Raw genomic sequence first — 22,360 nt, forward strand, 5'->3', positions numbered from 1 at the left:
TTTACATCTATCGAGAGCAACGACTGATCCACGAGGCTGACTGGCTTGGCATGTTTCAGAAAGAGCCACACAGTACGCTCCTGCGGGTGGAATTCTCATTTGATCACAACTTAGATGACGCATTCCACCTCGACATCAAAAAATCTCAGATAATACTGAACGATGAGCTATGGATGTGGTTAAGGGATCAATTTCTGACGGCGCCGCGCCGGGAGGCTAATCGGAGGTATCGACAAGGCCAAAACAAAGATATTTCCAACAAGGCCAAGAACGCACACGATGCGTCTAATAACTCGATCCGTAATAAGGAAGCGGAATTAGGCGGAGCCGAAGTCAACGTCAGTGATCCAGATACTGGAGAAGTAACTGTAAAAAACGAACACGGCACTTTTAAGATGAAGCTCAAAGTAGGCTCTGCCGTGAAGCCTGGAGAGGTATTTGTTCAGCCGACCAACGACGTCGAGGACGGGCTCCTTTTCGAACCCGCGCTTATTGAGCAGCACAAGGCCGTGCGCATTAATACGCAGCACCCTTATTACCACAAAGTTTACGCACCAAATCTCAGTCGCAGTGTCACGGTTCAAGGTATGGATTCTCTGCTCTGGGCACTATGCTATGAAGTGACGCGCATCCTTCGCAAGCTTGTCGAGAGCTTGCCGGAACCGGATACGGGTGAGGACCCCGATGTGGCTTGAACCGCAAAAATTGCAGACGTTCATCACTAGAGAAACCGGTCTCGCCTTCAAGGCCACAACGGGCATTGATGGAGATGGTCAACGCTGGTACGCGCTCCATCCGGTGGGGCCGCATTTAGACCAGTCCTTTGCGATCCGCACTACGGTGGGCTGGCGGCGGTTCCACATTTCCTTTGAACCAGGCAAGTTCGCGGGTGATCTACTTTCCGCGATGGGGCGCGCAGACGAAACCGGACGCGCAGCCTTCCAGGCTGTTTTATCCGACTGCCGCGAGAGAGGTGCGCAGATCGAGACTAGCGTCAACGGGTACACCAAAACCTTTGACGGATCGAGTTTATGGAACGAGCGGTGGACCCGCTTCCATCTCAAAATCAACAAAGGACAAATTGAGCTGGGTGCAGAAGATGGGGAACCAGATGACGCAATCATCCGGAATTGGACGGGGCGCTTCGCAGCAGCGATCGTGGCAATTCTTCCGCTCGAAGAGGAGGTCAATGCCTTGATTCCAAGCGCCGAGAGTTATCCGGAAGGCGCGCTCACGTACGTCCAAGCCAATCGTTACGAGCGTGACCGCCGCAATCGAGCTGCGGCAATCTCTATCCATGGCACCTCATGTGCCGCGTGCGGCATGGATTTTGGGCAAACCTATGGGCCAATAGCCGTTGGTCACATTGAAGTACATCACACAACCCCCGTATCTGAACTCGGGCCCGGCTACGTTATAAATCCGGCGCGCGATCTAATACCCCTTTGCGCGAACTGTCATACTGTGGCGCACAAACGCAATCCGCCTTTTACGGCCGATGAAATTGCGGATTTCATGGAAATATACAAGCCCCAAACATAACTGGCCTGCACCCGCATCGTAGGGGTATTTGGTCGCACCATGACGCACGCTTAAATGGCAATTAACGCTGGGGGCGTATTGGGTGTACAAAAGGAAAAAACCTTCGCCGACATCTTTCACCTCGTGCTGCAGCCTATCGCCGCTTACATCTTGGCTACGGGCTCACTTGATGACCTCTGGGGGAGGTACAGTTCTGACCATTAGCGGCATGAGCGACGACCATATCGCGTCCAGCCCATCTCCGGCCTCAAGCGGACTTATGGATTGTTCTGCGGCTTCGCTGCAGTGTTAGTGTGTCAGACAAATACCTGCCCCATGATCAACCATGTTGGCCTGCGAGCGGATAAATCCCGCATTCACCTCATGGGCAAAATCATTTGCCCAGCGCGCTCGCTAACGAAATAATTCATAACTCGGGCGACTTCACTGACTACCGGCACAGCAACCGAATTTCCGAACTGCTTGTACGCCTGAGTATCCGACACCGGAATCCTAAACGAATCGGGAAAACCCATGAGGCGAGCACATTCTCGCGGGGTCAACCGCCTCGGATTACAGCCCTGGCCCTGGTCCACGAGAATTTCCGACCCGTCCTTGTAGTAACGAGCGGACAATGTGCGCGCAGTATCATCGGGACTGACCAGACCGAATCCGAATCCGTTACCTCTGGCGCGGTGCCCCTCGGCGTAGGATTGGAGGTAGGCCCACAGCTTGTCCGACAGCGTGTACTTCGGATTGACGCGCCCGTCGATAACGTAACCGGCCTCCACATCGTGCTCGCCCGCGTCGGAACAGTCCGGACGATGCAGTACGGTTGCGAGAGTTGTGGTTCCCTTTTCCGGATAGGACAGGAGATCCCATGACCACGGCACTGGGTCCCGGAATCCCACGATAATGACCCGCTCCCGGTGTTGCGGGAGATAGTGTTTCGCGTCAATGACCTTCCAGTAGATCTCGTAACCGAGCTCCTCCCGGAGGATCGTCGTGATCACCTTGAATGTGTTGCCCTTGTCATGTGACAGAAGGTTCTTGACGTTCTCCAGGAGAATGGCTTTCGGCCTCTTGGCCTTGATGATGCGTGCGACGTCGAAGAACAGCGTACCCTGGGCTTCGCAGAGAAAACCGTGCTTGCGCCCGAGCGAGTTTTTCTTGGAAACACCGGCAATCGAGAAGGGCTGACAGGGAAATCCGGCCAGCAGTACATCATGATCCGGGACCTCGCTCTCGTCGACATCCTTGATGTTGCCGTTGATCATGTGCCCATCAGCATGATTCTCGACGTAGGTCCGCTGGCAGAACCGATCCCATTCGCTTGTGAATACGCACCTGCCGCCCTGCGACTCGAATCCGAGCCGGATGCCGCCGATACCGGCAAACAGATCGACAAACGAGAATTTCGCCGCCTCCGGCACTGGTGACGACTCGGTCAGGAAGAGTGGCAGCTGCTTGAGGCGATCCAGCGCGTATTCCGGCGGCCTCGATTCGCCGATTTCCCACCGCCTCACCTGGCGGGGGCTGCACCGCATGTGCTCGGCGATCTCGTTCTGGGTCAGCTGGCGCCTTGCACGCGTTAGATAATCGGAAAAGGGCTCGGGACTCTCCATGATGACACCAGACGCGGGGACTAAATGCGGACATTATGGCCTTCGCTACGCCCAGCTGCAATAGTCGATGTTGTCGTATGCGCAATCACCGGTAGAGTGCTGTTGAAGACACACGCGCAGAAAGCATCCCATGCACAAGCTCGACCAGTCCTTCCTCGGTGTGATGGCCAAGCAACTGAGCGCCGTTGAGGCCAACCGGGCCTCCTCCAACCAGCATGAGTTCAATGGCACAACCCTGATGAAGCGGCACCTCGGGCTCGCTCGCCGCGAACTAGATGCCAGATTCATCTACATCGGCCGAAAGGAAGACGAGCAGTTGACCGTGGACGCGCAGGTAACGTGGTACGACGCGCGGGAAAACGACCCGAATAGAACGGAACATCGGCTCTACTTCCACGACAACCCGATCATGGATCAGGCAGGCGAGGGCGACGTGCTGATCATGGCGCTGCGACACGACGCATCTCTCGTTCTGCTGATCGTCGATCGCCAGAGCGAGCAGATGTCCGACGTGCTCTGGCTGTTCGGCATACCCGGGCACGACCTGCAGGGCAGTCTCGGTGATATATACCCTGAAGATGTGGATCAGGCATCCGAAGCCCTGTTCAATCACATCGCGGAGGAACTGGGCCTCGGCTTCGCACCGGCCGCCGGCGATCAGTGGCTTGATCTCCTTCTGGACCGGTTCGGACCTCACTTTCCCACGACACGCGAGCTTTCAGCCCTTGCGCTGGAAACTCTGCAAGGCGATATCGACGCGGTAACCGATCCGGACAGCGCCATCATCGCTCTGATCGATCGAGAAGAAGCCCTGTTCAGACAGCTGGAAAGACATATCGTCATCAGACATCTGGCCGAGCATGCAGCTGAATGGCAGGAGGATGTCGACGCCTTCGTGAGCTATTCACTCGGCATCCACAACCGACGGAAGTCGCGGGCAGGCCATGCACTTGAAAACCATATCGAATGGCTACTTCTTGAAAACACGATCCGGTTTGACCGCGGCGCAACCACGGAAGGACGCTCGAAGCCCGATTTCCTGTTTCCCGGCGAGAGCGAGTATCACGACCCCCATTTCGAGCCCGCCCGACTGTCGATGCTGGGCGTAAAGACCACCTGCAAGGATCGATGGCGGCAGGTACTGAATGAAGCAGCCCGCATTCCGGACAAGCATCTCCTGACTCTACAGCCCGGCATCTCCTCGCATCAGACAGACGAGATGCGGGACGCTCGCCTTTCGCTCGTGGTGCCGCAATCACTACATGCGAACTATGAAACCAGCCGGAGCGACTGGCTTCTCAGTGTCGATCAGTTCATCCATGTCGTGCGGGACCGGGAACCTTGACTGACGTTGTAGACCGCGCAACCCGATCCCGGATGATGTCGGGCATACGGGGCAGCAACACCAGACCTGAAATCCGGGTAAGACGATATCTGCATCGCTCAGGGCTCCGATTCCGGTTACACCGAGCCGGTCTTCCCGGCCGTCCCGACATCGTACTGCCACGATTCAGGGCAGCCCTGTTCGTTCACGGCTGCTTCTGGCACCGACACGATGGGTGCCGATATACCACCTCGCCGAAGACACGCCCGGCATTCTGGGAATCCAAGTTCAGACAGAACGTCGAACGGGACCGGAAAAACGTCAACGACCTTCTGGAGCTTGGATGGCGTGTGCTCGTCATATGGGAATGCGGGATACGGAACCATCCTGATCGGATGATGGAAATAGCTGACTGGATCAGAGGGCCAGAATCCTTCTCCGAATGGCCCGAAAAAAACCCACCATGAAAGCTGGCCTGACCCGGCCCCACCGGGAAGTAACCAGCGACAGTCAGCTAAAGAGCTAAGGGGGTCCGGGCCATTGAGCTCCTGAGCCCTTTAGCTCGATGCGTTCCCCGCGCATCGGGCCCCAGTTCCTGTCTTTCGCCTCGCTGAATCCTCGCACTCGGCCCGACATGCTAAGCGATATATTCAGCTTCATTGGGCTACTGCCAGTAGCGGTATTCACCACTGTCTGGTTGATACCCCCGTGACGACCTGAAAATGCCGATTCCGGGTCCAGAGTACGGCACTGTATTCCCGCGCATGGGCGGCAATCCAGGCGTCATTGCTTGGAATCTCATTGCCGCCGGCGCGCAGTTCGCTACTGATCAGGCCGTAATGGATTGATGTGTCGCGACTAATGGTCAGAAAGTCGACGTAACTCTCTGCAAGAAACTCGTCGAGTTGATGGCGATTCTGCTGGCAGCGAGTGCCGTGGCGAAAGCCGTACTCCAGCTCGCCGACCACGATCGAGGACATGAGTATATGGCTGGCCCTGCCAAGATTTTCGAGCAGAGGCTCGTCACCCCGGGCTGCGGCCGTGTAGGCATTCGTATCCGGAAGCGCGATCAATCGGGTCGCTCCATGTCCTCGAGGCGAGCCCGGTCGATGGCCTGATCGATACGCTCGGCTTCCGCGGCCGGCATGCGTCCGGCAAAGCGCTTGAGCCGGTCACCGATTGGTTGACCCGCTTCGGATGCGGCCTCAAGCCCCGCGCCGCGCCGCATCAGCTTCAGCGCGGCCTTGTTGAGCGAGAGGTGATCACGCGCCGCGAGTTCGCGCAGGCGCTTTTCCAGTTCCGGGTCGAAACCGCGTAGCGTGAGTTGCGTCATGACTGCCTGAAATCCGTGCCCGGAATGGTGTGACTCACCATGACTCATATAGGCATGTCATACAACGCTCGGGGCGTGTTCAGACAACGGAAACCGTACTTCAGCCGCTGATGTAGGTCTCAAGCTGCTTGATGACGTATTCCTGATCCGCAATCACCGACTTGACCAGGTCGCCAATGGACACCAGGCCGATCAACCTGTCGCCGTCCATCACCGGGAAGTGCCGGACGCGCTTGTCAGTGGCCAGGGCCATGCAGTCTTCGACGGTCTGGTCCGGTCCGACAATCAGCACGCGGGTGGTCATGACTTCGCGTACCGGGGTATCCCGGGAGGATCGGCCCTGCAGGATCAGCTTGCGGGCGTAGTCGCGCTCGCTAAGCAGGCCGACGATCCGCTCGTCGTCGATCACCACGAGCGCGCCGATGCCCTTGTCCGCCATGAGTTGCAGGGCGTCGTAGACCGAGGCGTCCGGCGCAATGGTCCAGACCTGGTCGCCCTTTTCCTTCAGCAGTTGCCGCACTTTCGTTTTCATGAGGTGCGCCCCGCTTCAGTCGTGTTGTGGGACCAGTCAATCTAGCAAAGCCGGAACGCCGGTGCTTGTTGGCGATCGCAGCCGCTGTTCTGACGTTCGTCGCCGACCGGGCATCGCTTTCCCGCGAGTCCCTGCCCGTGCTTGAATGCGGTGGTTCATTTCATACCGGCAAGCGTGCCCCCGTAGCCATGCCCGACAGGATGAATACCGCACCGGCTCACCGCGGGTTGCCGACGCGCTGGCTAGTCGGGCTGATGCTCGCCGGGCTTGCGCTGCCGGCATTTGCGGAAGGCGCCGATTACCCCGACGGGCATGGCGGCGAGGTGCACTTCCCGATGGGGGCGGTGTCGTTCGCCGATCAGGTCGAGTCGTTTGCCGCCGGGGACCCGGCCGCGGACGACGATCAGTATGCCGAGGCCGACCGGGTGCTGGGCATCCCGGGCTATGCCGAGGACGAGCATGATTTCGTCACCCTGGGTTGTGGCGGCGAGCTGGTGCTGCGCTTTACCGATAATGAGCTGATCGATGTGCCCGGCCCGGACCTGTATGTGTTCGAGATCGGGCCGGACACCGAGCCCACCGCGCTGGCGGTGTCCGAAGACGGGCAGGACTGGACGCGTGTGGGCACGATTGCCGGGGGCAAGGCGGAGATCGATCTGGCGCCCTACGTGGCGGCCGACGACACATTCCGCCTAGTGAAACTGGTGGACCTGAAACGCGCCTGCCGCAGCGGCACGCCGGGGGCCGATGTGGATGCGGTGGGGGCCATTGGTTCGGCCTCGACCATCGCGCTGGACAGTTCGGTGCTGTTCGATTCCGGGGCACACCAGCTCAAGCCGGGTGCCTACGCGGCCCTGGACGAGGTGCTGGCCCGCATCAACGACCCGGCGGCCAGCCAGGTGAACGTGGCGGGGCATACGGACAGCGTCGGTGATGAGCAGGACAACCTGCAGCTTTCCCGCCAGCGGGCCGAAGCGGTGGCGGGTTATCTGCGCGACAACGGCGGCTTTGCCGGGGAGGCCGTGACCACCACCGCCCACGGCGAAACCCAACCGGTGGCCGGCAACGATTCGGCCGAGGGCCGGGCCCGGAACCGTCGCGTCGAGTTGACCGTGCGCACCACGCCGGCCGCCGACGACGAAACGTCAGACATCGACATCCTCGGCGTCTGGGGCGGCGTTGGCGGGCGCAGTGCCGATCGTATCGTGGAGCTGCGGCGCGAGGCCGGCGAGGTCCGGGGCGACTACGACTTCGACGGCAGCCGGATCCGCGGCGAGTTCGTCGACGAGACCACCTTCGAGGGCTTCTGGATCAAGACAAAGTCCGGCCAGCGCTGCGACAGCAAAAAAGACGGCAGCCCCTTCTGGGGGCATCTGCGGCTGACGTTCGATTCCCCCGCCCGCGACCGTTTCGATGGCGAGTGGCGTTACTGCGGTAGCAGCGACGAGGACTGGAGCCCCAAGGGCTGGCAAGGCATCGAGCGGATGCTCTAGCCACCCTGCCGATTAGGGTGGTAATCACGCCTCGGTCGGGCCATGCCGGGCCGCACGAAAAAACCTACTATTCGCGCCAATAGCTGCTAAGCTCCGCCATCCTGTCTTTGCTTTGCCTGCACGGCCGTCCGGCGGCGGGCCATCCCACAAGCAATCACTGAGTGTTCGCCCCCAGGGCGAGGCGTGCCTGTGTGTCGTGTTCCCGCGTTGTGTCGCGGGCACCCGGCGGGCGAGGTCGCCGCCTGGGGTCGGTCATCGTCGCGGCGTCCGACGGCGGCCGGCGTTACCGATCACCGACGCGAATTTATCAGCCGATCCCACCGGGGACGGCGTTTCACATTGGAATGACTATGTCTCAGAACAAACTGTATGTTGGCAACTTCCCGTACGACGTGACCGAATCGCAGCTTCGCGATCTGTTCGAGCCGTACGGCGAAATCGAAGAGCTGGCGCTGATCATGGATCGCGACACCGGCCGTGCCAAGGGTTTCGGTTTCATTACCTTCGCCCAGCAGCAGGCTGCCGAAAAGGCCCTGGAGCTGGACGGCAACGACCTCGGCGGCCGTCCGCTGAAGGTGAACATCGCCACCGAAAAGGGTCGCGATGATCGCCGTGGTGGCCGCAGCCGCTGGTAAGCGACTGACCGGTTCGCCGGACTTCGCTTCGCTCGGGTGGATGGGGCCGGTTTCGGCCCCGTCCATCCCGGGCTTGATTGCGGTTCTCCGACTTCGATGGCCGGATTGAACCGAGATTGCCGCGGCCGCTTTGCGGCCTCGCAATGAGCTGCTAGTCAGGCGCGGCGAAGGCGTCGCGGTGGAATGCCTCGATCTCCTCGACCGCGTCCATCCCCGGTTCACGCGGGTTTGCCGGCTCCCCGCCGGCCATGACTTCCAGCACCCGGCGCGTGCAGCGGGCCAGGGTTTCCGGGTTGTAGCCCCCTTCCAGCATCATGGCCAGACGGCCCTGGCAGTGTTCGTCCGCCAGCCGCTGGACGATGCCGGCCAGCGCGCTGTAACCGTCAAATGAAAGATTCAGGCACAGCTCCGTGCGGTGGGCGTCCATGCCGGCGGATACCAGGATAAGTTCCGGCTGAAACCAGGCCGCGGCGGGCACGAGGATGTGCTCGAACGCATGGATCATGGCCAGGTCGCCGGCTTCCTCCGGCAGCGGGACATTGATGGTGGTGCCTTCGCCCAGGCCCTCGCCGACCTCTTCCATGGCGCCGGTGCCGGGATAGAACGGCGCCGCCCGATGGGTATCGAAGAACAGCACGCTGGGGTCGGCGGCGAAGATGTCCTGGGTGCCGTTGCCGTGATGGGCATCCCAGTCGATGATCAGGACGCGCTCCACGCCCCATTTGGCCTGGGCATGGGCGGCGGCCACCGCCACATTGTTGAACAGGCAGAAGCCGCGGGCCCGCACCGCGTTGGCGTGATGGCCGGGCGGGCGGCACAGGGCGAAGGCCGAATGGGCCTTGCCGTTGAACACGGCATCCACGGCGGCGACGGCCGAGCCGGCCGCCACCTCGGCCGCCTCCACACTGCCGGCGGATACCGCGGTGGTATCCACATCCAGCCAGGCCTGCTTGCCGCGCAGCTCGTACAACCCTTCGATGTACGACAGCGTGTGCACCCGGGCAAGCTGGTCCAGCTTGGCGACCCGGCCTTTCGTCAGCCGCACGCCCGGTACCGGCTCGGCCCGCAGCAGATCCGCAATCGCCGTGATGCGGCCGGGGTGTTCCGGGTAGCTCCACTTGGCTTCCAGGCCCAGGCCCTCCAGCACCCCGCGCACGCGGCTGTCGAGGCGGCCGGGGAGGAATGGCTCCCGCGCTTCCGGGCGATGCGCCAGCACCCGTTCGTCGTAAATTACCCGTACGTTGCGATCACCCAGCACGCGGTCGATCCCGTCAGATTACTGCCCCGCGATGATGCGTCATCGTCGGGCAACATGCGATAGCTGCGCGCTGCCCTTGAGCCCGACGTTGCACGTCGGGAAGATTGCCGGATGCTCTTGGCCGATTCACGCCAGACTCGGATGACGGCAGCCGTATGGCGCTTAGCAATCCCTCCGCGGCGAATAACCGCGAAACCATTCCCGCACAAGGCGAGGATTCGGAATTACCGGCATTAATCGGTATCCTTGCTCGCCTTTCGCGCGGCTCGCAATGGTCGGGCTATGCGAGGCGAGCCCTTGCCGCCCGGTCGATGCCACGCGACACACTTGAACCACGAGGCGCCATGACTACCACGACCGAAACCGCCGCCACCCGCATCGACGGCAAGGTGATTGGCGGTGAAATCCGCGAACGCATCGCCCGCGAAGTCGCCGCCCTGCAGGCCGACCACGGCGTGACCCCGGGACTGGCCGTGGTGCTGGTCGGTGGCGACGAGGCCAGCCAGGTCTACGTCAGCCACAAGCGCAAGGCCTCGCTGGCCGCGGGCATGGAATCCTTCGAGCATTATCTGGACGAGGACACCTCGGCGGACGAGTTGCTCGCCCTGATCGACAAGCTCAACCGGGACCCGGCCGTCAACGGCATTCTGGTGCAGCTGCCCCTGCCGGCTCAGATTTCCGAGGACGCCGTGCTGGCCGCCATCGACCCGGACAAGGACGTGGACGGCTTTCACGAGGTCAATACCGGTCGGCTGTGGAACGGCGGCAGCCCGCCCGTGCCCTGCACCGCGCTGGGCTGCGTGCTGTTGCTGCAGCACACGCTCGGCAATGATCTGGCCGGGCGGCACGCGGTGATCGTGGGCCGCTCCAACATCGTCGGCAAGCCGCTGGCCAACCTGCTGCTGCGGGAAAACTGCACCGTGACCGTGGCCCATTCGAAGACCCGCGACCTGCCCGGTCTGTGCCGCCAGGCCGACATTCTGGTGGCGGCCGTGGGCCGGCCGAAATTCGTGCAGGGCGACTGGATCAAGCCGGGGGCCACCGTCATCGACGTGGGCATCAACCGGCTCGAGGCCAACGCGGACGGCAAGCGCCGCCTGGTGGGGGACGTGGATTTCACCGCGGCGGCCGAGGTCGCGGGGGCCATCACCCCGGTGCCGGGTGGCGTCGGCCCCATGACCATCGCCTGCCTGCTGCACAACACGGTGCGGGCCACCTGTCAGCAGAAGGGCCTGCCACTACCGGCCGGCGACTGAACCAAAGTTGCCGACCCGGGAGCGGGGATTTCCAATCGAACGGGGTCACGCCAACGCGTGACGCGGGATGCGCCGGGCCCGCCCGGCGCCTTGACCGGACGAGGAGACACCGACGGTGAGCAAGAGCAAGGACGAGACATTCACGCGGCCGCCGAACGGCGATGCCGCCATTGCCCGGGCCGCCACCCTCAAGCCGATTGCCGAAATCGGCGAAAAGCTGGGTGTGCCGTGGTCGGCGATGGCCCCCTACGGCCATACCAAGGCCAAGATCGACCTGGACTACATCGCCTCGCTGGCGGACCGGCCCGACGGCAAGCTGATCCTGGTCACCGGCCTGACCCCGACCCCGCCGGGCGAGGGCAAGACCACCACCACGGTGGGTCTGACCGATGCCCTGTCCGCGGCTGGCGAAAGCGTGGCGGCCTGTCTGCGCGAGCCCAGCCTCGGCCCCTGCTTCGGCATGAAGGGCGGCGCCGCCGGCGGCGGATACGCCCAGGTCGTGCCGATGGACGATCTCAACCTGCACTTCACCGGCGACATGCACGCCATCGGCATGGCCCACAACCTGCTTGCGGCCATGATCGACAACCACATCAACTGGCGTAATGAACTCAACCTCGATCCGAGGCGGGTGAGCTGGCGCCGGGTGATGGACATGAACGAGCGCGCGCTGCGCGAAATCGTCATCGGCCTGGGTACCGGCAACGGCATGCCGCGCGAGGACGGGTTCGACATCACCGTGGCCTCGGAGATCATGGCCATTCTCTGCCTCGCCACCGACATGACCGATCTGCAGGCGCGGCTGGCGCGCATCGTGGTGGCCGAAACCCGCGACCGTCAGCCGGTCACCGCCGCCGACCTCGAAGCCGATGGCGCCATGGCGGTGCTGCTCAAGGATGCAATCAAGCCGAATCTGGTGCAGACGCTGGAGAACACGCCGGTGTTCGTGCACGGCGGCCCGTTCGCCAACATCGCGCACGGCTGCAACTCCGCCATCGCCACCCGGGCGGCCCTGAAGCTGGCCGATTACGTGGTCACCGAGGCCGGCTTCGGCGCCGACCTGGGCGCCGAGAAGTTCTTCGACATCAAGTGCCGCATGACCGGCCTGAAACCGGCCGCCGCGGTGATCGTGGCAACCGCCCGGGCGCTGAAGGTGCACGGCGGCAACGCGGTACAGCATCTCGAGGAAGAGGACGTGGAAGCCGTGCGCAAGGGCTGCGACAACCTCCGCCGGCACGTCCGCAACATCCGCTCCTATGGCGTTCCGGCGGTGGTGGCCATCAACCGCTTCCCGTCGGACACCGACGCGGAACTGGAAGCCATCGCCGACGAAATGCGCACGGAAGGGGTGGAAACCTCGCTGTGCACCCACTTCGCCGACGGCGGCGCCGGGGCGGCCGATCTGGCCCGCACGGTCACCGATGTGGTCGCCCGCGGCGAGGCGGACTTCAAGCCGCTATACCCGGATGACATGGAGCTGCTGGACAAGATCCGCACCGTGGCACAGAAGATCTACGGCGCCGAGGACATCAGCGCCGGGCACGCCATTCGCGCCCGGCTGAAGAACCTGGAAAAGGCCGGCTACGGCCATTTTCCCGTGTGCATCGCCAAGACCCAGTACAGCTTCACCACCGATCCCAACCTGCGTGGCGCACCCAGCGGCCACATCATCCCGGTGCGCGAGGTGCGGCTGTCCGCCGGCGCCGGCTTCATCGTGGTGATCTGCGGCGAGATCATGACCATGCCCGGTCTGCCGCGGCGCCCGGCCGCCGCCGACATCCGGATGCATGCGGATGGGTATATCGACGGGTTGTTCTAAGCGGCCGCCGGATCAGCCGTTGAGGAAACGACGCAACCGGGCACCCAGCCAGTTGGGGTGCTCCAGCGGTATCCAGTGACCGCCGTCGATGGTCTCGCATTGCCACTCGGCGTCGACATACTGCCGGGAATCGCGCATCTGTGCGGCCACCAGATAGGGGTCGCCCTTGCTCCAGATCCCCAGCGTCGGCGCTGTTACCGTCGGCTGGCGGCGAAACAGGATGGTGCCCATGCTGGCGCGGTAGATACGCAGCCCCGCCGTCAGGCGGCCGGGGGTCGACATCCGGGCCACCACCTCGTCCGGGTCCGGGTGCGAGCCGGACAGCATTCGCGCCAGGCCCAGCGGCCCGCGGCTGCCGAGCACATATTCGGTCAATCCCCCCATCAGGAAGAAGCCGATGTACCAGGCAGCGAGCTTCTGCGCGATACCGGCACGGGCGTAGGCGGTGGGATGGCCTACCGACAATACCGCCAGGCGATGCACGCGCGACGGATAAAGGCCGGCGATCAGCCAGGCCGCCCAGCCACCCCAGTCGTGACCGACAACATGGACCCTCTCGATACCCAGGTGATCGAGCAGCGCGACATGGTCGCCCGCAATCGCCACGATGTTGTAGTCACCCAGCTTCGGCGCCATGTCCGAGTCACCACAGCCCACAGTGTCGGGCGCAATACAGCGAAACCCGTCGGCGTGCAGGGTGTTGATCTGGGCGGTCCACATGGCACCCGAATCCGGGAAGCCGTGCAGCAGAAGCACCGCCGGACGCTGGTCGTCACCGGGCGCGGAATCCCGATAGGACAGGGTCAGCTCGCGATGGGTGAAACTGGCGAGTGACACGGTCATGAATGGACTCCGGGGCGCGAAAACGGCAATGGGTGCCACCGAATATACAGGCGACCGGATGTGCACCCAGCCGATAAGCGGGCGCAGCGTGGGTTTGTGGGCATTTGCGGGGGTACCTTGCCCGGCTTGGTCGATAGCTCTCCGGGCTGCCGGCAAGCGCTAACGGGAGGGAAGAAGCGACCCCACCCGGCTATGGCTGCTCTTGATTCCCGTCGGGACGAGCCGAGCACTGCAGGGCGGCGAGGTTCCCGGCCCGAAGGGGCACGCACAGGACGTGCGCACGGTTTTCGTCGGTACATGGAAGTACCGTCGAAAAACCCCCTCGCCGACCGAAGCGCACAGGGCATCCTGCCTCGAACCCCGTTCGAGGCAGGACTCGCCCGCCGGAAGCGTTCCTTTGGTGACTTTCTTGTCGCACAAGAAAGTTACCCGGCCCGCTTCAGCGGGGCGAAATCTTCTTCGTCGCCATCCTGAAAACACTGGAACGCGGGCTACGCTTGGCTTGTGCCGGTATGCCCAGTTGAAGAGGCGCCATGAATGGCGCCCCACGGACGGCGCAAACAGGCCCGATCAATTCCGCTGAACCCGCGCCGTGTAACGCCTGTCTCAGAACTGTCAACGAATACCGCGAGCCTGCAGTATTGGCGCAATTCGCACCCGCACGATTAATTCGCAAAAACTATCAATCTCTCAGAAAGAATTTATTTGTCATATAGATGCCGGGGCACTACCTTGTGCCCCGAGGCGGAGACCAAAGCCTAGATACGACAGGAGGAAACGTTATGGCGGATGGTGATAACACAGGCAGGTGCCCGGTCATGCACGGCAGCCGCACCCAGCTGCATGGTGGCGGCGGTGGCCCCAGGGACTGGTGGCCCAACCAGTTGAATCTGGGCATCCTGCATCAGCACACCCCGAAGTCGAACCCGCTCGGCGAGGATTTCGACTACGCGGAAGAATTCAGCAAGCTCGATCTGGCGGCGGTCAAGCAGGATCTGACCGCGCTGATGACCGATTCCAAGGAATGGTGGCCAGCCGACTACGGCCATTACGGCCCCTTCATGATCCGCATGGCCTGGCACGCGGCGGGCACCTACCGCACGGCCGACGGCCGCGGCGGTGCTGCTACCGGCAACCAGCGCTTCTCCCCGATCAACAGCTGGCCCGACAACGGCAACCTGGACAAGGCGCGCCGCCTGCTGTGGCCGATCAAGCAGAAGTACGGCAACAAGCTGTCCTGGGCCGATCTGTTCATCCTCACCGGCAATGTCGCGCTGGAGTCCATGGGCTTCAAGACCTTCGGCTTTGCCGGCGGGCGCGAGGACATCTACGCGCCGGAAGAGGACATCTACTGGGGTGCCGAGACCGAATGGCTGGCCACCAGTGACAAGCCCAACAGCCGTTATTCGGGCGAGCGCGAGCTGGAGAGCCCGCTGGCCGCGGTGCAGATGGGCCTGATCTACGTCAACCCGGAAGGCCCGGACGGCGAGCCGGACCCGCTGAAGTCGGCCCAAGACATCCGCGAGACCTTCGCCCGCATGGCCATGAACGACTACGAAACCGTCGCCCTGACCGCCGGCGGCCACACCTTCGGCAAGGTCCACGGCGCCGGCGATGCCGACAACGTGGGCGTGGAGCCGGAAGCCGCGCCAATGGAAGCCATGGGCTTCGGCTGGGCCAACAGCCACGGCAAGGGCAAGGGTCGCGACACCATCACCAGCGGCCTGGAAGGCCCCTGGACGCCCAACCCCACCAAGTGGGACATGGGTTACCTGGATGTGCTGTTCGGCTACGAATGGGAACTGACCAAGAGCCCGGCCGGCGCCAATCAGTGGCAGCCCAGGAACCTCAAGGACGAGGATCACGCGCCGGACGTGGAAGACCCCTCGCAGAAGGTCAACCTGATCATGACCACGGCGGACATGGCGATGCGCTATGACCCGGAATACAGCAAGATCGCCAAGCATTTCCACGAGAACCCGGACGAATTCGCCGATGCCTTCGCCCGTGCCTGGTTCAAGCTGACCCATCGTGACATGGGGCCGAAGGTGCGCTACCTCGGACCGGAAGTGCCGGCCGAGGACCTGATCTGGCAGGACCCGGTCCCGCCGGTGGACCACGTGCTGATCGACGAGCTCGACGCCGAACAGCTCAAGCAGCAAATTCTGGCCACCGGGCTGAGCGTGTCCGAGCTGGTGTTCACCGCCTGGGCCTCGGCCTCCACCTACCGCGGTTCGGACATGCGTGGCGGTGCCAATGGCGCCCGCATCCGTCTGGCGCCGATGAAGGACTGGGAAGCCAACCAGCCGCGCCAGCTGGCCAAGGTTCTCGACCAGCTGGAAGGCGTGCAGAAGGCCTTCAACGATGCCCAGTACGGCAACAAGAAGGTCTCCCTGGCCGATCTGATCGTGCTCGGCGGCGCCGCGGCCATCGAGAAGGCGGCGCTGGATGCCGGCAACCCGGTACACGTGCCGTTTGCCCCGGGCCGCACCGACGCCACCGACGAGCAGACCGACGTCGAGTCCTTCGAACCGCTGGAGCCGGAAGCCGACGGCTTCCGCAACTACCGGCGCACGAAGTTCACGGTTGCCGACGAGGAAATGCTCGTCGACCGTGCCCAGCTGCTGGGCCTGACAGCGCCGGAAATGACGGTGCTGGTGGGCGGCATGCGCGCGCTGAATGCCAATCACGAAGGCAGCCAGCACGGCGTGCTCACCGATCGGCCCGGGCAGCTGACCAACGACTTCTTCGTCAACCTGACCGACATGGCCACCGAATGGAAGGTCAGCGCCGACGACGAGGACGTGTTCGAGGGCCTGGACCGCGACACCGGCAAGAAGAAGTGGACCGGCACCCGCGTGGACCTGGTGTTCGGCTCCAACTCGCAGTTGCGGGCGCTGTCGGAGGTCTATGCCCAGGCCGATGCGAAGCAGAAGTTCGCACAGGACTTCGTCGCCGCCTGGAACAAGGTGATGAACGCGGACCGCTTCGACCTGGCCTGATTGCGGTGACACCGGTGCCGGGGGCACAGCCCGGCACCGGTACTAGGCCCGATCCGAAAGATGCGGCGCGTCGGGCAACCGGCGCGCCGTTTTTTGTCCCATCTGGCTGGCTTGTCAGCCCAGCCGGAACCGTCGGACAATCAGGGCCCGCGGTCTTGGCTGCGTTTCATGGGCGACTCGACCGTCATGGAATTCGATATCGAAACCCTGGTGTCAGGCAGCGTCACCCACGGTGCCATGGCGAGTTTCCGTGAACGCACGCCGGCCGGTGCCGGCCCGCCGCTGCATCGGCACCGCGATCAGATCGAGGTATTCCACGTCATTCGCGGCCGGTATCGATTCCTGCTGGAGGGCGACAGCATCGACGCAGGACCCGGGGACTGCATCACCGTGCCAGCCGGCGCAACCCACGCATTCCGCAATCTTCTTGACGAGACCTCCGAACTGCACTTTTCGCTACTGCCCGCCGGCGAGAGCGAGGCCTTCTTCCAGCGCCTGGTTGCCGGCGACTTCGATCCCGATGATATCGAGGCGTTTTTCAGCCGCCATGGGATCGACCTGCTGGGCCCGCCGATGGGTTGATGCGTGAGGCTGCGGCGGGCGGTGCGGCCCTGCGACTCAAGTCGCCGACCGCATGCACCAACCGGCCACCACCGCCCGACTAAGTTGAGGCGCCGGACACGTCCCACCACACCTGTCCCGCGAGCCTCGAACCAGTAAACTGGCAGGTATAACAAGGAGGAGAATCGGCTATGCGTTTGAAAACCGCCATGTGGCACGTCGCCCTGCTCGCCGGGCTGGCAATCGGCACCGCGACAGCGGCCGACAACGACAATGAGAAGTTGCCGGCACAGGCGCCGGATGCCCCCGAGTGGTGCCAGTCCGACTGGGGCCCCGCCGACGAGATAGGCGCCGCCAATCTGCTCACCGAGGAACGGGCCCTGGCCGCCGCCGAGCTGGTGACGCGCGGCAAGGTCTACGGGCTGGGCGGGGAAACCAGTGCCGACACCCCGGCCTATGGATCACGCTCCTGGTCGATGGTGATCACCCAGCCCGGCCAGGCCGGGGGCGCGAGCATCGGCCCCAGCGACACGGTATTCAACGACGACATCCACATGGGCTACGTGGGCACCGGCTCGCAGATCGACGGGCTCGGCCACATCGGCATCGACAACGTCTACTACAACTGTCACCACGCCAGCGATTTCGTGCAGGCCGACGGGCTGACCGCACTGGGCATCCACCAGTTGCCCAACTTTGTCACCCGCGGGGTGGTGCTGGACATGACCGAGTACTACGACGAGACCATCGTCCCGGAAGGCACCGCCTTCAACCGCGAGGAAATCGAAGCCCAGGCCGAGGCTCAGGGGGTGGAAATCCGCGAGGGCGATGTGGTGTTGTTCCACACCGGCTGGCTGGAGCTGGTGGGCGAGGACGACGAACGCTACATCACCGCCGAACCCGGTCTGGGGCTGGAGGGCGCCCGCTATCTGGCCGAGCGCAACGTGGTGGCAGTGGGCGCCGACACCTGGGGCCTGGAGGTGATCCCGTTCGAGGAGGGCGTCGGTGTGTTCGAGGTGCACCAGGAACTGCTGGCCCGCAACGGCATCTACATTCTGGAGAACATGGACAGCGCCGAACTGGTGGCGGACGGCGTGTCCGAGTTCATGTTCGTGCTGGGCGCGCCGCGCTTCACCGGCGGGGTGCAGGCGATCGTGAATCCCACCGCGATTCGCTGAGGCCGACGGTGCCGGCCGCCGGGGCGCTCAGGGAGCCGCGCCCCGGCTGCGTTCGGCCAGGGCGATCCCGCCCAGCACCAGCGCGAGTGCCGCGGCATGGAAGCCGTGGAAGGTCTCGCCCAGCAACAGCACGGAAAAACCGGTACCGAACAACGGCACCAGGTTGATGAACAGGCCGGCGCGGTTGGCCCCGATCATTTCCGTGCCACGGATGAAGGCTGCCTGGGCCAGCACTCCCGGCAGCAGGGCGGCGAATACCACCACCAGCCAGCCGCGCTGATCCGGCCAGGCCGCGGGATCGGCGGCGACCTGCCAGACCGCGATCGGCAGGGTGACCAGCCACGCGGCGGCGGCAATCACCACGATGAAGCTCAGCCAGTGCATGGCGGGCCGACGCCGCAACGCCACGGCGTAGGCGCTGTAGCAGACGATGGCCACCAGCATCAGCGCATCACCCCGGTTGAGGGACAATGCCAGCAGCCGGGCCGGCTCGCCGGCCGACACCACCACCGCCACACCGGCCACCGTCATCACGAAGCCTGCCAGCTGCCCGGCGCGCGGCCGCTGGCGCAGGAACAGAAAACTCAGCGCCAGGATCACGCCTGGCATGCCGGCCTGCTCGATCACCACATTGACCGCGCTGGTGTGGTTCAGGGCGCTGTACAGGGCCAGGTTGAAACCGGCAAAGCCGACCGCGCCATAGGCCGCCAGCAGCGGCAGGTGCCGCCGAATGACCGGCCAGTCGTGCCGCAGATGCGGCCAGGCGAAGGGCAGCGCCGCCAGACTGGCGACTCCCCAGCGCAGATGCGTGAGCACCAGCGGATCGACATGCCCCACCGCAAACTTGCCGGCCACCGCATTGGCGCCCCAGGTCATGGCGGTGCCAATCAGCAGGACATAGGCGAACCAGGCGTGGGGCATCGAACGGCAGCGGGTTGGACGGATTGCCGGATTACGACAACCGGACAGAGCGAAAGGCCTGATCCGGGCGACGGGCGGCGGCCCGACGCCGCGGCCCGCCGCCTATGGGGATCAGGCGCTGGCGGCGTCCAGCTTGTCCTTGGTGCGGTGTTCGAAGTCGCTGGCGTCGTGGCGTTCCGGCAGCTGCTCGGCCGGCTCCCCCCACACGCGGTTGACCATGCGGCCACGCTGCACCGCCGGCCGGGCTTCGATCTCGTCGGCCCAGCGCTGCACGTTCCGGTACTCCTGCACCTGCAGGAATTCCGCGGCATCGTAGAGGTGCCCCTTGGCGAGCACGCCGTACCAGGGCCAGTTGGCCATGTCGGCAATGCTGTACGACTCGCCCGCTAGGAAGGCGTGCTCCGCCAGGTGCCGGTCGAGCACGTCCAGCTGACGCTTCACTTCCATGGTGAAGCGGTTGATCGGGTATTCCATGGGCTCCGGCGCATAAGCATAGAAATGGCCGAAGCCGCCGCCCAGGAATGGCGCGCTGCCCATCTGCCAGAACAGCCAGTTCAATGCCTCGGTGCGCGCGCCCGGCTCGGTCGGCAGGAACGCACCGAACTTCTCGGCCAGATACAGCAGGATGGCACCGGACTCGAATACCCGTGTGGGGGTGTCGGTGCTGTGATCCATCAGCGCCGGGATCTTGGAATTGGGATTGACCTCGACGAAGCCGCTGGAGAACTGCTCGCCCTCGAAGATGTTGACCAGCCAGGCATCGTATTCGGCCCCGGCATGGCCCCGCGCCAGCAGTTCCTCGAGCATGACCGTGACCTTGACCCCGTTGGGTGTGGCCACGGAGTACAACTGCAACGGGTGCTTGCCCACCGACAGTGTCTGGTCATGGGTGGCCCCGGCGACGGGCCGGTTGATATTCGCGAACTTGCCGCCGCTCTCGGCGTCCCAGGTCCAGACGGCCGGGGGTGTGTAGCCGGTGTTATCGGTCATCAGTGCCTCTTCGGTTGGCGGCAACGCAGAGCGCGGTGCCCGCGGGAATGGCGGCCGCAAGCGTAGCCCCAAGGGCCGGGACAAAACAACTTGCCAACAGCAGACGACCGGCCCCGCGCAATCCCGCTGGCAACGAAGGGAGCGACCCGGAAGCCGTCCCTGGGGAGCCGACCGGCCCCGGGGCCGCCAGACCGCAGCCTGGGCGCCGGACATCGTCATTCCACCTGCGACAGATACCCGTTCAGCCGGTCCTTGTTGGTGGCAGAACCGGCGGCCATTTCCTCGGCCCTGGTCTTCGCCGCGTCCAGATTTCCGGGCTCGCCAACCTGGATCGCCCCGACCATTGCCAGGGCCATGTGTGGCTGGCACTTGTAGATGTACCTGCCGGGCTTGTCCAGTGTGACCGTCACCTCTTCGTTGATTTCGCCCTGCCACTCGGAACCACCATCAGGTACCAGCACCGATTGAGCCACTCCTCTTAATCCAAAAACCCCAATACAAATCGGGGCGTGAATCAGCGCATCAGACAGTTGCGGCAGATGGCACACTGAGCGTTCAATCCGGCATGGCATCACCCATCGTGGCCAATCCCTCCGACCGCACCACGCTCACCTTGTTCGGATCGACATTCGAGACCCGACGCGTAACCACCGATGCCGGCGAGATTCATCTGACCCATGGCGGCAACGGTCCCCCACTGCTTCTGCTGCACGGCTACCCGCAGACCCACCTGATGTGGCACGCCGTGGCGCCCCGGCTCGCGCAGCACTTCCATGTGATCTGCCCGGATCTGCGCGGCTACGGTCAAAGCAGCAAACCACCCGGCGGTGACGGCTACGCCGCCTACGCCAAGCGCAACATGGCCCGGGACATGATCGCGGTCATGGATGCACTCGGTTATGCAGCATTCGATGTGGCCGGCCACGACCGCGGTGCCCGGGTGACCCACCGCCTGGCTCTGGATTTTCCGGATCGCGTGGGCCGCGCCTGCGTCATGGACATCGCTCCCACCCTGCACATGTTCCGGCACACCGACCAGCATTTCGCCACCGGCTATTACCACTGGTTCTTCCTGATCCAGCCGGACGGGCTGCCGGAAACGATGATCGGCGCCGACCCCGGCTACTACCTGCGCGAAAAGCTGCGTCGCTGGGCGGCCCCCGGCGCCCGTTTCGATGCAGCCGCAGTAGCCGAGTACGAGCGTTGCTTCGCCGACCCGGCGGCCATTCATGCCAGCTGCGAGGATTATCGGGCGGCGGCCGGCATCGACCTGGTCCATGACGAGGCCGACCGTGACCGGCGCATCACCTGCCCGTTGCTGGTGCTCTGGGGCAACCGCGGTTTCGTCCATCGCACCTACGACGTGCTGAGCGTATGGCGGGACTACGCCGAACAGCCGGAAGGCCGGGCACTGGCCTGCGGCCACTTCCTGCCCGAGGAGGCGCCGGACGAGGTTCATGACGCGCTGTTACGCTTTTTCGCGGGCGGGGCCTGATCGCCCGCGAGCCGGGCCGGAACCGGCTATCGGGCCAGGCAATCCGAAATCGGTACTTGCTCCGATCGTCAAAGTGTATTTATATACACTTCCTATTCAGCGATTGCCGGTGCCTCCCATGCCCGTTTCCGCCCAGACGCAACCCGCCGATGTTCTGTCCGCCCCGCCGGCAGGCTGGCTGACACTGCCCGTGATCGGTCGAGTGGCCGCCGGCGCCCCGATTGCGGCGATCGAGAACACCGAAAAGGTGATCCACGTGCCTGCCGCCCGCTTCAAGTACCGGCCGGATTATCTCCTGCGGGTGCGCGGCGACTCGATGACCGGCGCTGGCATTGCCGACCGCGACCTGATTGCGGTGCGCAAGCAGTCCAGCGCCCGTCCCGGCGACATCGTGGTGGCCCGCCACGGCGAGGACGTGACGGTGAAGGAACTGCGTATCGACAACGGCGAGGTGGTGCTGGTGCCCGCCAACGAGGCCTATGCCGATATCCGCATCCCCGCCGATCAGGTGATCATCGAAGGCGTCTACGTGGGGCGTGTGGCCGACTCGGAAACCGTCGCCGCATAGCCCGAG

Annotated in this window: 20 protein-coding genes and 2 pseudogenes; 13 read left to right on the plus strand and 9 right to left on the minus strand. The window is 63.8% G+C overall.

Annotated elements, in window-relative coordinates:
• Together RM532_RS00005 and RM532_RS00010 are read left to right on the plus strand one after the other, a co-directional pair.
• Positions 1 to 695: pseudogene (locus RM532_RS00005) on the plus strand (ATP-binding protein); the annotation flags it as partial.
• Positions 685 to 1,542: an HNH endonuclease gene (locus RM532_RS00010; protein ID WP_311651027.1), complete on the plus strand. Its 858-nt coding sequence runs from the start codon at positions 685 to 687 to the stop codon at positions 1,540 to 1,542. The pseudogene RM532_RS00005 and the gene RM532_RS00010, both read left to right, overlap by 11 nt.
• Before the next feature lie 356 nt (positions 1,543 to 1,898).
• Here the strand turns inward: RM532_RS00010 and dcm are convergent, their stop codons facing one another.
• A complete protein-coding gene (dcm, locus tag RM532_RS00015) occupies positions 1,899 to 3,146 on the minus strand; it encodes a DNA (cytosine-5-)-methyltransferase (protein WP_311651028.1) in 1,248 nt (415 codons plus the stop codon).
• Positions 3,147 to 3,276: 130 nt separating this feature from the next.
• Here dcm and RM532_RS00020 point away from each other — a divergent pair, with 130 nt between their 5' ends.
• Positions 3,277 to 4,491 (plus strand): type II restriction endonuclease, encoded by a 1,215-nt coding sequence (locus RM532_RS00020; RefSeq protein WP_311651029.1) that lies wholly within the window; start codon positions 3,277 to 3,279, stop codon positions 4,489 to 4,491.
• Positions 4,488 to 4,937, plus strand: a complete 450-nt coding sequence (locus tag RM532_RS00025) for a very short patch repair endonuclease (RefSeq protein ID WP_311651030.1) — start codon at positions 4,488 to 4,490, stop codon at positions 4,935 to 4,937. Before RM532_RS00020 ends, RM532_RS00025 begins: the two co-directional genes overlap by 4 nt.
• A 216-nt stretch (positions 4,938 to 5,153) precedes the next feature.
• On the opposite strand, the gene RM532_RS00030 is transcribed toward RM532_RS00025, so the two are convergent.
• The 3 genes from RM532_RS00030 to RM532_RS00040 form a co-directional block, all read right to left on the minus strand.
• Positions 5,154 to 5,543: a type II toxin-antitoxin system VapC family toxin gene (locus RM532_RS00030; RefSeq protein WP_311651031.1), complete on the minus strand. Its 390-nt coding sequence runs from the start codon at positions 5,541 to 5,543 to the stop codon at positions 5,154 to 5,156.
• The gene (locus tag RM532_RS00035; protein WP_311651032.1) at positions 5,540 to 5,803 is read right to left on the minus strand and encodes a hypothetical protein; all 264 of its coding nucleotides are present in this window, start codon (positions 5,801 to 5,803) and stop codon (positions 5,540 to 5,542) included. Before RM532_RS00035 ends, RM532_RS00030 begins: the two co-directional genes overlap by 4 nt.
• 100 nt (positions 5,804 to 5,903) lie before the next feature.
• A complete protein-coding gene (locus RM532_RS00040; RefSeq protein ID WP_311651033.1) occupies positions 5,904 to 6,335 on the minus strand; it encodes a CBS domain-containing protein in 432 nt (143 codons plus the stop codon).
• Positions 6,336 to 6,400: 65 nt separating this feature from the next.
• Here RM532_RS00040 and RM532_RS00045 point away from each other — a divergent pair, with 65 nt between their 5' ends.
• Together RM532_RS00045 and RM532_RS00050 are read left to right on the plus strand one after the other, a co-directional pair.
• The gene (locus RM532_RS00045; protein WP_311651034.1) at positions 6,401 to 7,828 is read left to right on the plus strand and encodes an OmpA family protein; all 1,428 of its coding nucleotides are present in this window, start codon (positions 6,401 to 6,403) and stop codon (positions 7,826 to 7,828) included.
• Between the two features lie 350 nt (positions 7,829 to 8,178).
• Complete coding sequence (locus RM532_RS00050; protein WP_311651035.1) at positions 8,179 to 8,463, plus strand: RNA recognition motif domain-containing protein; 285 nt, start codon at positions 8,179 to 8,181, stop codon at positions 8,461 to 8,463.
• Positions 8,464 to 8,614: 151 nt separating this feature from the next.
• Here RM532_RS00050 and RM532_RS00055 read toward each other — a convergent pair whose 3' ends face one another.
• Positions 8,615 to 9,721: a histone deacetylase family protein gene (locus RM532_RS00055; protein WP_311651036.1), complete on the minus strand. Its 1,107-nt coding sequence runs from the start codon at positions 9,719 to 9,721 to the stop codon at positions 8,615 to 8,617.
• Positions 9,722 to 10,065: 344 nt separating this feature from the next.
• Between RM532_RS00055 and folD the strand changes: the two genes are divergently transcribed.
• Entirely contained in the window at positions 10,066 to 10,977 is a 912-nt protein-coding gene (folD, locus tag RM532_RS00060; RefSeq protein WP_311651037.1) for a bifunctional methylenetetrahydrofolate dehydrogenase/methenyltetrahydrofolate cyclohydrolase FolD, read from the plus strand.
• Positions 10,978 to 11,092: 115 nt separating this feature from the next.
• Positions 11,093 to 12,796, plus strand: coding sequence for a formate--tetrahydrofolate ligase (locus RM532_RS00065; protein WP_311651038.1), 1,704 nt, complete (start codon positions 11,093 to 11,095; stop codon positions 12,794 to 12,796).
• A 12-nt stretch (positions 12,797 to 12,808) separates the two neighbouring features.
• Here the strand turns inward: RM532_RS00065 and RM532_RS00070 are convergent, their stop codons facing one another.
• Positions 12,809 to 13,639, minus strand: coding sequence for an alpha/beta fold hydrolase (locus tag RM532_RS00070; protein WP_311651040.1), 831 nt, complete (start codon positions 13,637 to 13,639; stop codon positions 12,809 to 12,811).
• 782 nt (positions 13,640 to 14,421) lie between these two features.
• Here RM532_RS00070 and katG point away from each other — a divergent pair.
• From katG to RM532_RS00085, 3 genes are all read left to right on the plus strand, one after another.
• A complete protein-coding gene (gene katG, locus RM532_RS00075) occupies positions 14,422 to 16,641 on the plus strand; it encodes a catalase/peroxidase HPI (protein WP_311651041.1) in 2,220 nt (739 codons plus the stop codon).
• 168 nt (positions 16,642 to 16,809) lie between these two features.
• Entirely contained in the window at positions 16,810 to 17,223 is a 414-nt protein-coding gene (locus tag RM532_RS00080; RefSeq protein WP_311651042.1) for a cupin domain-containing protein, read from the plus strand.
• A 170-nt stretch (positions 17,224 to 17,393) separates the two neighbouring features.
• Complete coding sequence (locus RM532_RS00085; RefSeq protein ID WP_311651043.1) at positions 17,394 to 18,380, plus strand: cyclase family protein; 987 nt, start codon at positions 17,394 to 17,396, stop codon at positions 18,378 to 18,380.
• A 27-nt stretch (positions 18,381 to 18,407) separates the two neighbouring features.
• On the opposite strand, the gene RM532_RS00090 is transcribed toward RM532_RS00085, so the two are convergent.
• From RM532_RS00090 to RM532_RS00100, 3 genes are all read right to left on the minus strand, one after another.
• Positions 18,408 to 19,301, minus strand: a complete 894-nt coding sequence (locus RM532_RS00090; RefSeq protein ID WP_311651044.1) for a DMT family transporter — start codon at positions 19,299 to 19,301, stop codon at positions 18,408 to 18,410.
• 111 nt (positions 19,302 to 19,412) lie between these two features.
• Positions 19,413 to 20,291, minus strand: coding sequence for a glutathione-dependent disulfide-bond oxidoreductase (yghU, locus tag RM532_RS00095; protein ID WP_311651045.1), 879 nt, complete (start codon positions 20,289 to 20,291; stop codon positions 19,413 to 19,415).
• 215 nt (positions 20,292 to 20,506) lie between these two features.
• Positions 20,507 to 20,752, minus strand: a complete 246-nt coding sequence (locus RM532_RS00100) for a plastocyanin/azurin family copper-binding protein (protein ID WP_311651046.1) — start codon at positions 20,750 to 20,752, stop codon at positions 20,507 to 20,509.
• 104 nt (positions 20,753 to 20,856) lie between these two features.
• Here RM532_RS00100 and RM532_RS00105 point away from each other — a divergent pair, with 104 nt between their 5' ends.
• Both RM532_RS00105 and RM532_RS00110 read left to right on the plus strand, forming a co-directional pair.
• Positions 20,857 to 21,786, plus strand: coding sequence for an alpha/beta fold hydrolase (locus RM532_RS00105; protein ID WP_311651047.1), 930 nt, complete (start codon positions 20,857 to 20,859; stop codon positions 21,784 to 21,786).
• A 184-nt stretch (positions 21,787 to 21,970) separates the two neighbouring features.
• Positions 21,971 to 22,354: pseudogene (locus tag RM532_RS00110) on the plus strand (LexA family protein); the annotation flags it as partial.
• Positions 22,355 to 22,360 lie beyond the last annotated feature (6 nt).

This window comes from Spectribacter hydrogenoxidans (genome assembly GCF_031846275.1).
In the GTDB taxonomy this organism is placed as follows: Bacteria; Pseudomonadota; Gammaproteobacteria; order Nevskiales; family Salinisphaeraceae; genus Spectribacter; species Spectribacter hydrogenoxidans.

Coding starts and splice junctions, on each gene's coding strand:
- yghU (WP_311651045.1), bottom strand. CDS start 20,291: ATGACCGATAACACCGGCTACACACCCCCGGCCGTCTGGACCTGGGAC.
- folD (WP_311651037.1), top strand. CDS start 10,066: ATGACTACCACGACCGAAACCGCCGCCACCCGCATCGACGGCAAGGTG.
- RM532_RS00085 (WP_311651043.1), top strand. CDS start 17,394: ATGCGTTTGAAAACCGCCATGTGGCACGTCGCCCTGCTCGCCGGGCTG.
- RM532_RS00020 (WP_311651029.1), top strand. CDS start 3,277: ATGCACAAGCTCGACCAGTCCTTCCTCGGTGTGATGGCCAAGCAACTG.
- RM532_RS00105 (WP_311651047.1), top strand. CDS start 20,857: ATGGCATCACCCATCGTGGCCAATCCCTCCGACCGCACCACGCTCACC.
- katG (WP_311651041.1), top strand. CDS start 14,422: ATGGCGGATGGTGATAACACAGGCAGGTGCCCGGTCATGCACGGCAGC.
- RM532_RS00040 (WP_311651033.1), bottom strand. CDS start 6,335: ATGAAAACGAAAGTGCGGCAACTGCTGAAGGAAAAGGGCGACCAGGTC.
- RM532_RS00080 (WP_311651042.1), top strand. CDS start 16,810: ATGGGCGACTCGACCGTCATGGAATTCGATATCGAAACCCTGGTGTCA.
- RM532_RS00070 (WP_311651040.1), bottom strand. CDS start 13,639: ATGACCGTGTCACTCGCCAGTTTCACCCATCGCGAGCTGACCCTGTCC.
- RM532_RS00010 (WP_311651027.1), top strand. CDS start 685: ATGTGGCTTGAACCGCAAAAATTGCAGACGTTCATCACTAGAGAAACC.
- RM532_RS00050 (WP_311651035.1), top strand. CDS start 8,179: ATGTCTCAGAACAAACTGTATGTTGGCAACTTCCCGTACGACGTGACC.
- RM532_RS00090 (WP_311651044.1), bottom strand. CDS start 19,301: ATGCCCCACGCCTGGTTCGCCTATGTCCTGCTGATTGGCACCGCCATG.
- RM532_RS00035 (WP_311651032.1), bottom strand. CDS start 5,803: ATGACGCAACTCACGCTACGCGGTTTCGACCCGGAACTGGAAAAGCGC.
- dcm (WP_311651028.1), bottom strand. CDS start 3,146: ATGGAGAGTCCCGAGCCCTTTTCCGATTATCTAACGCGTGCAAGGCGC.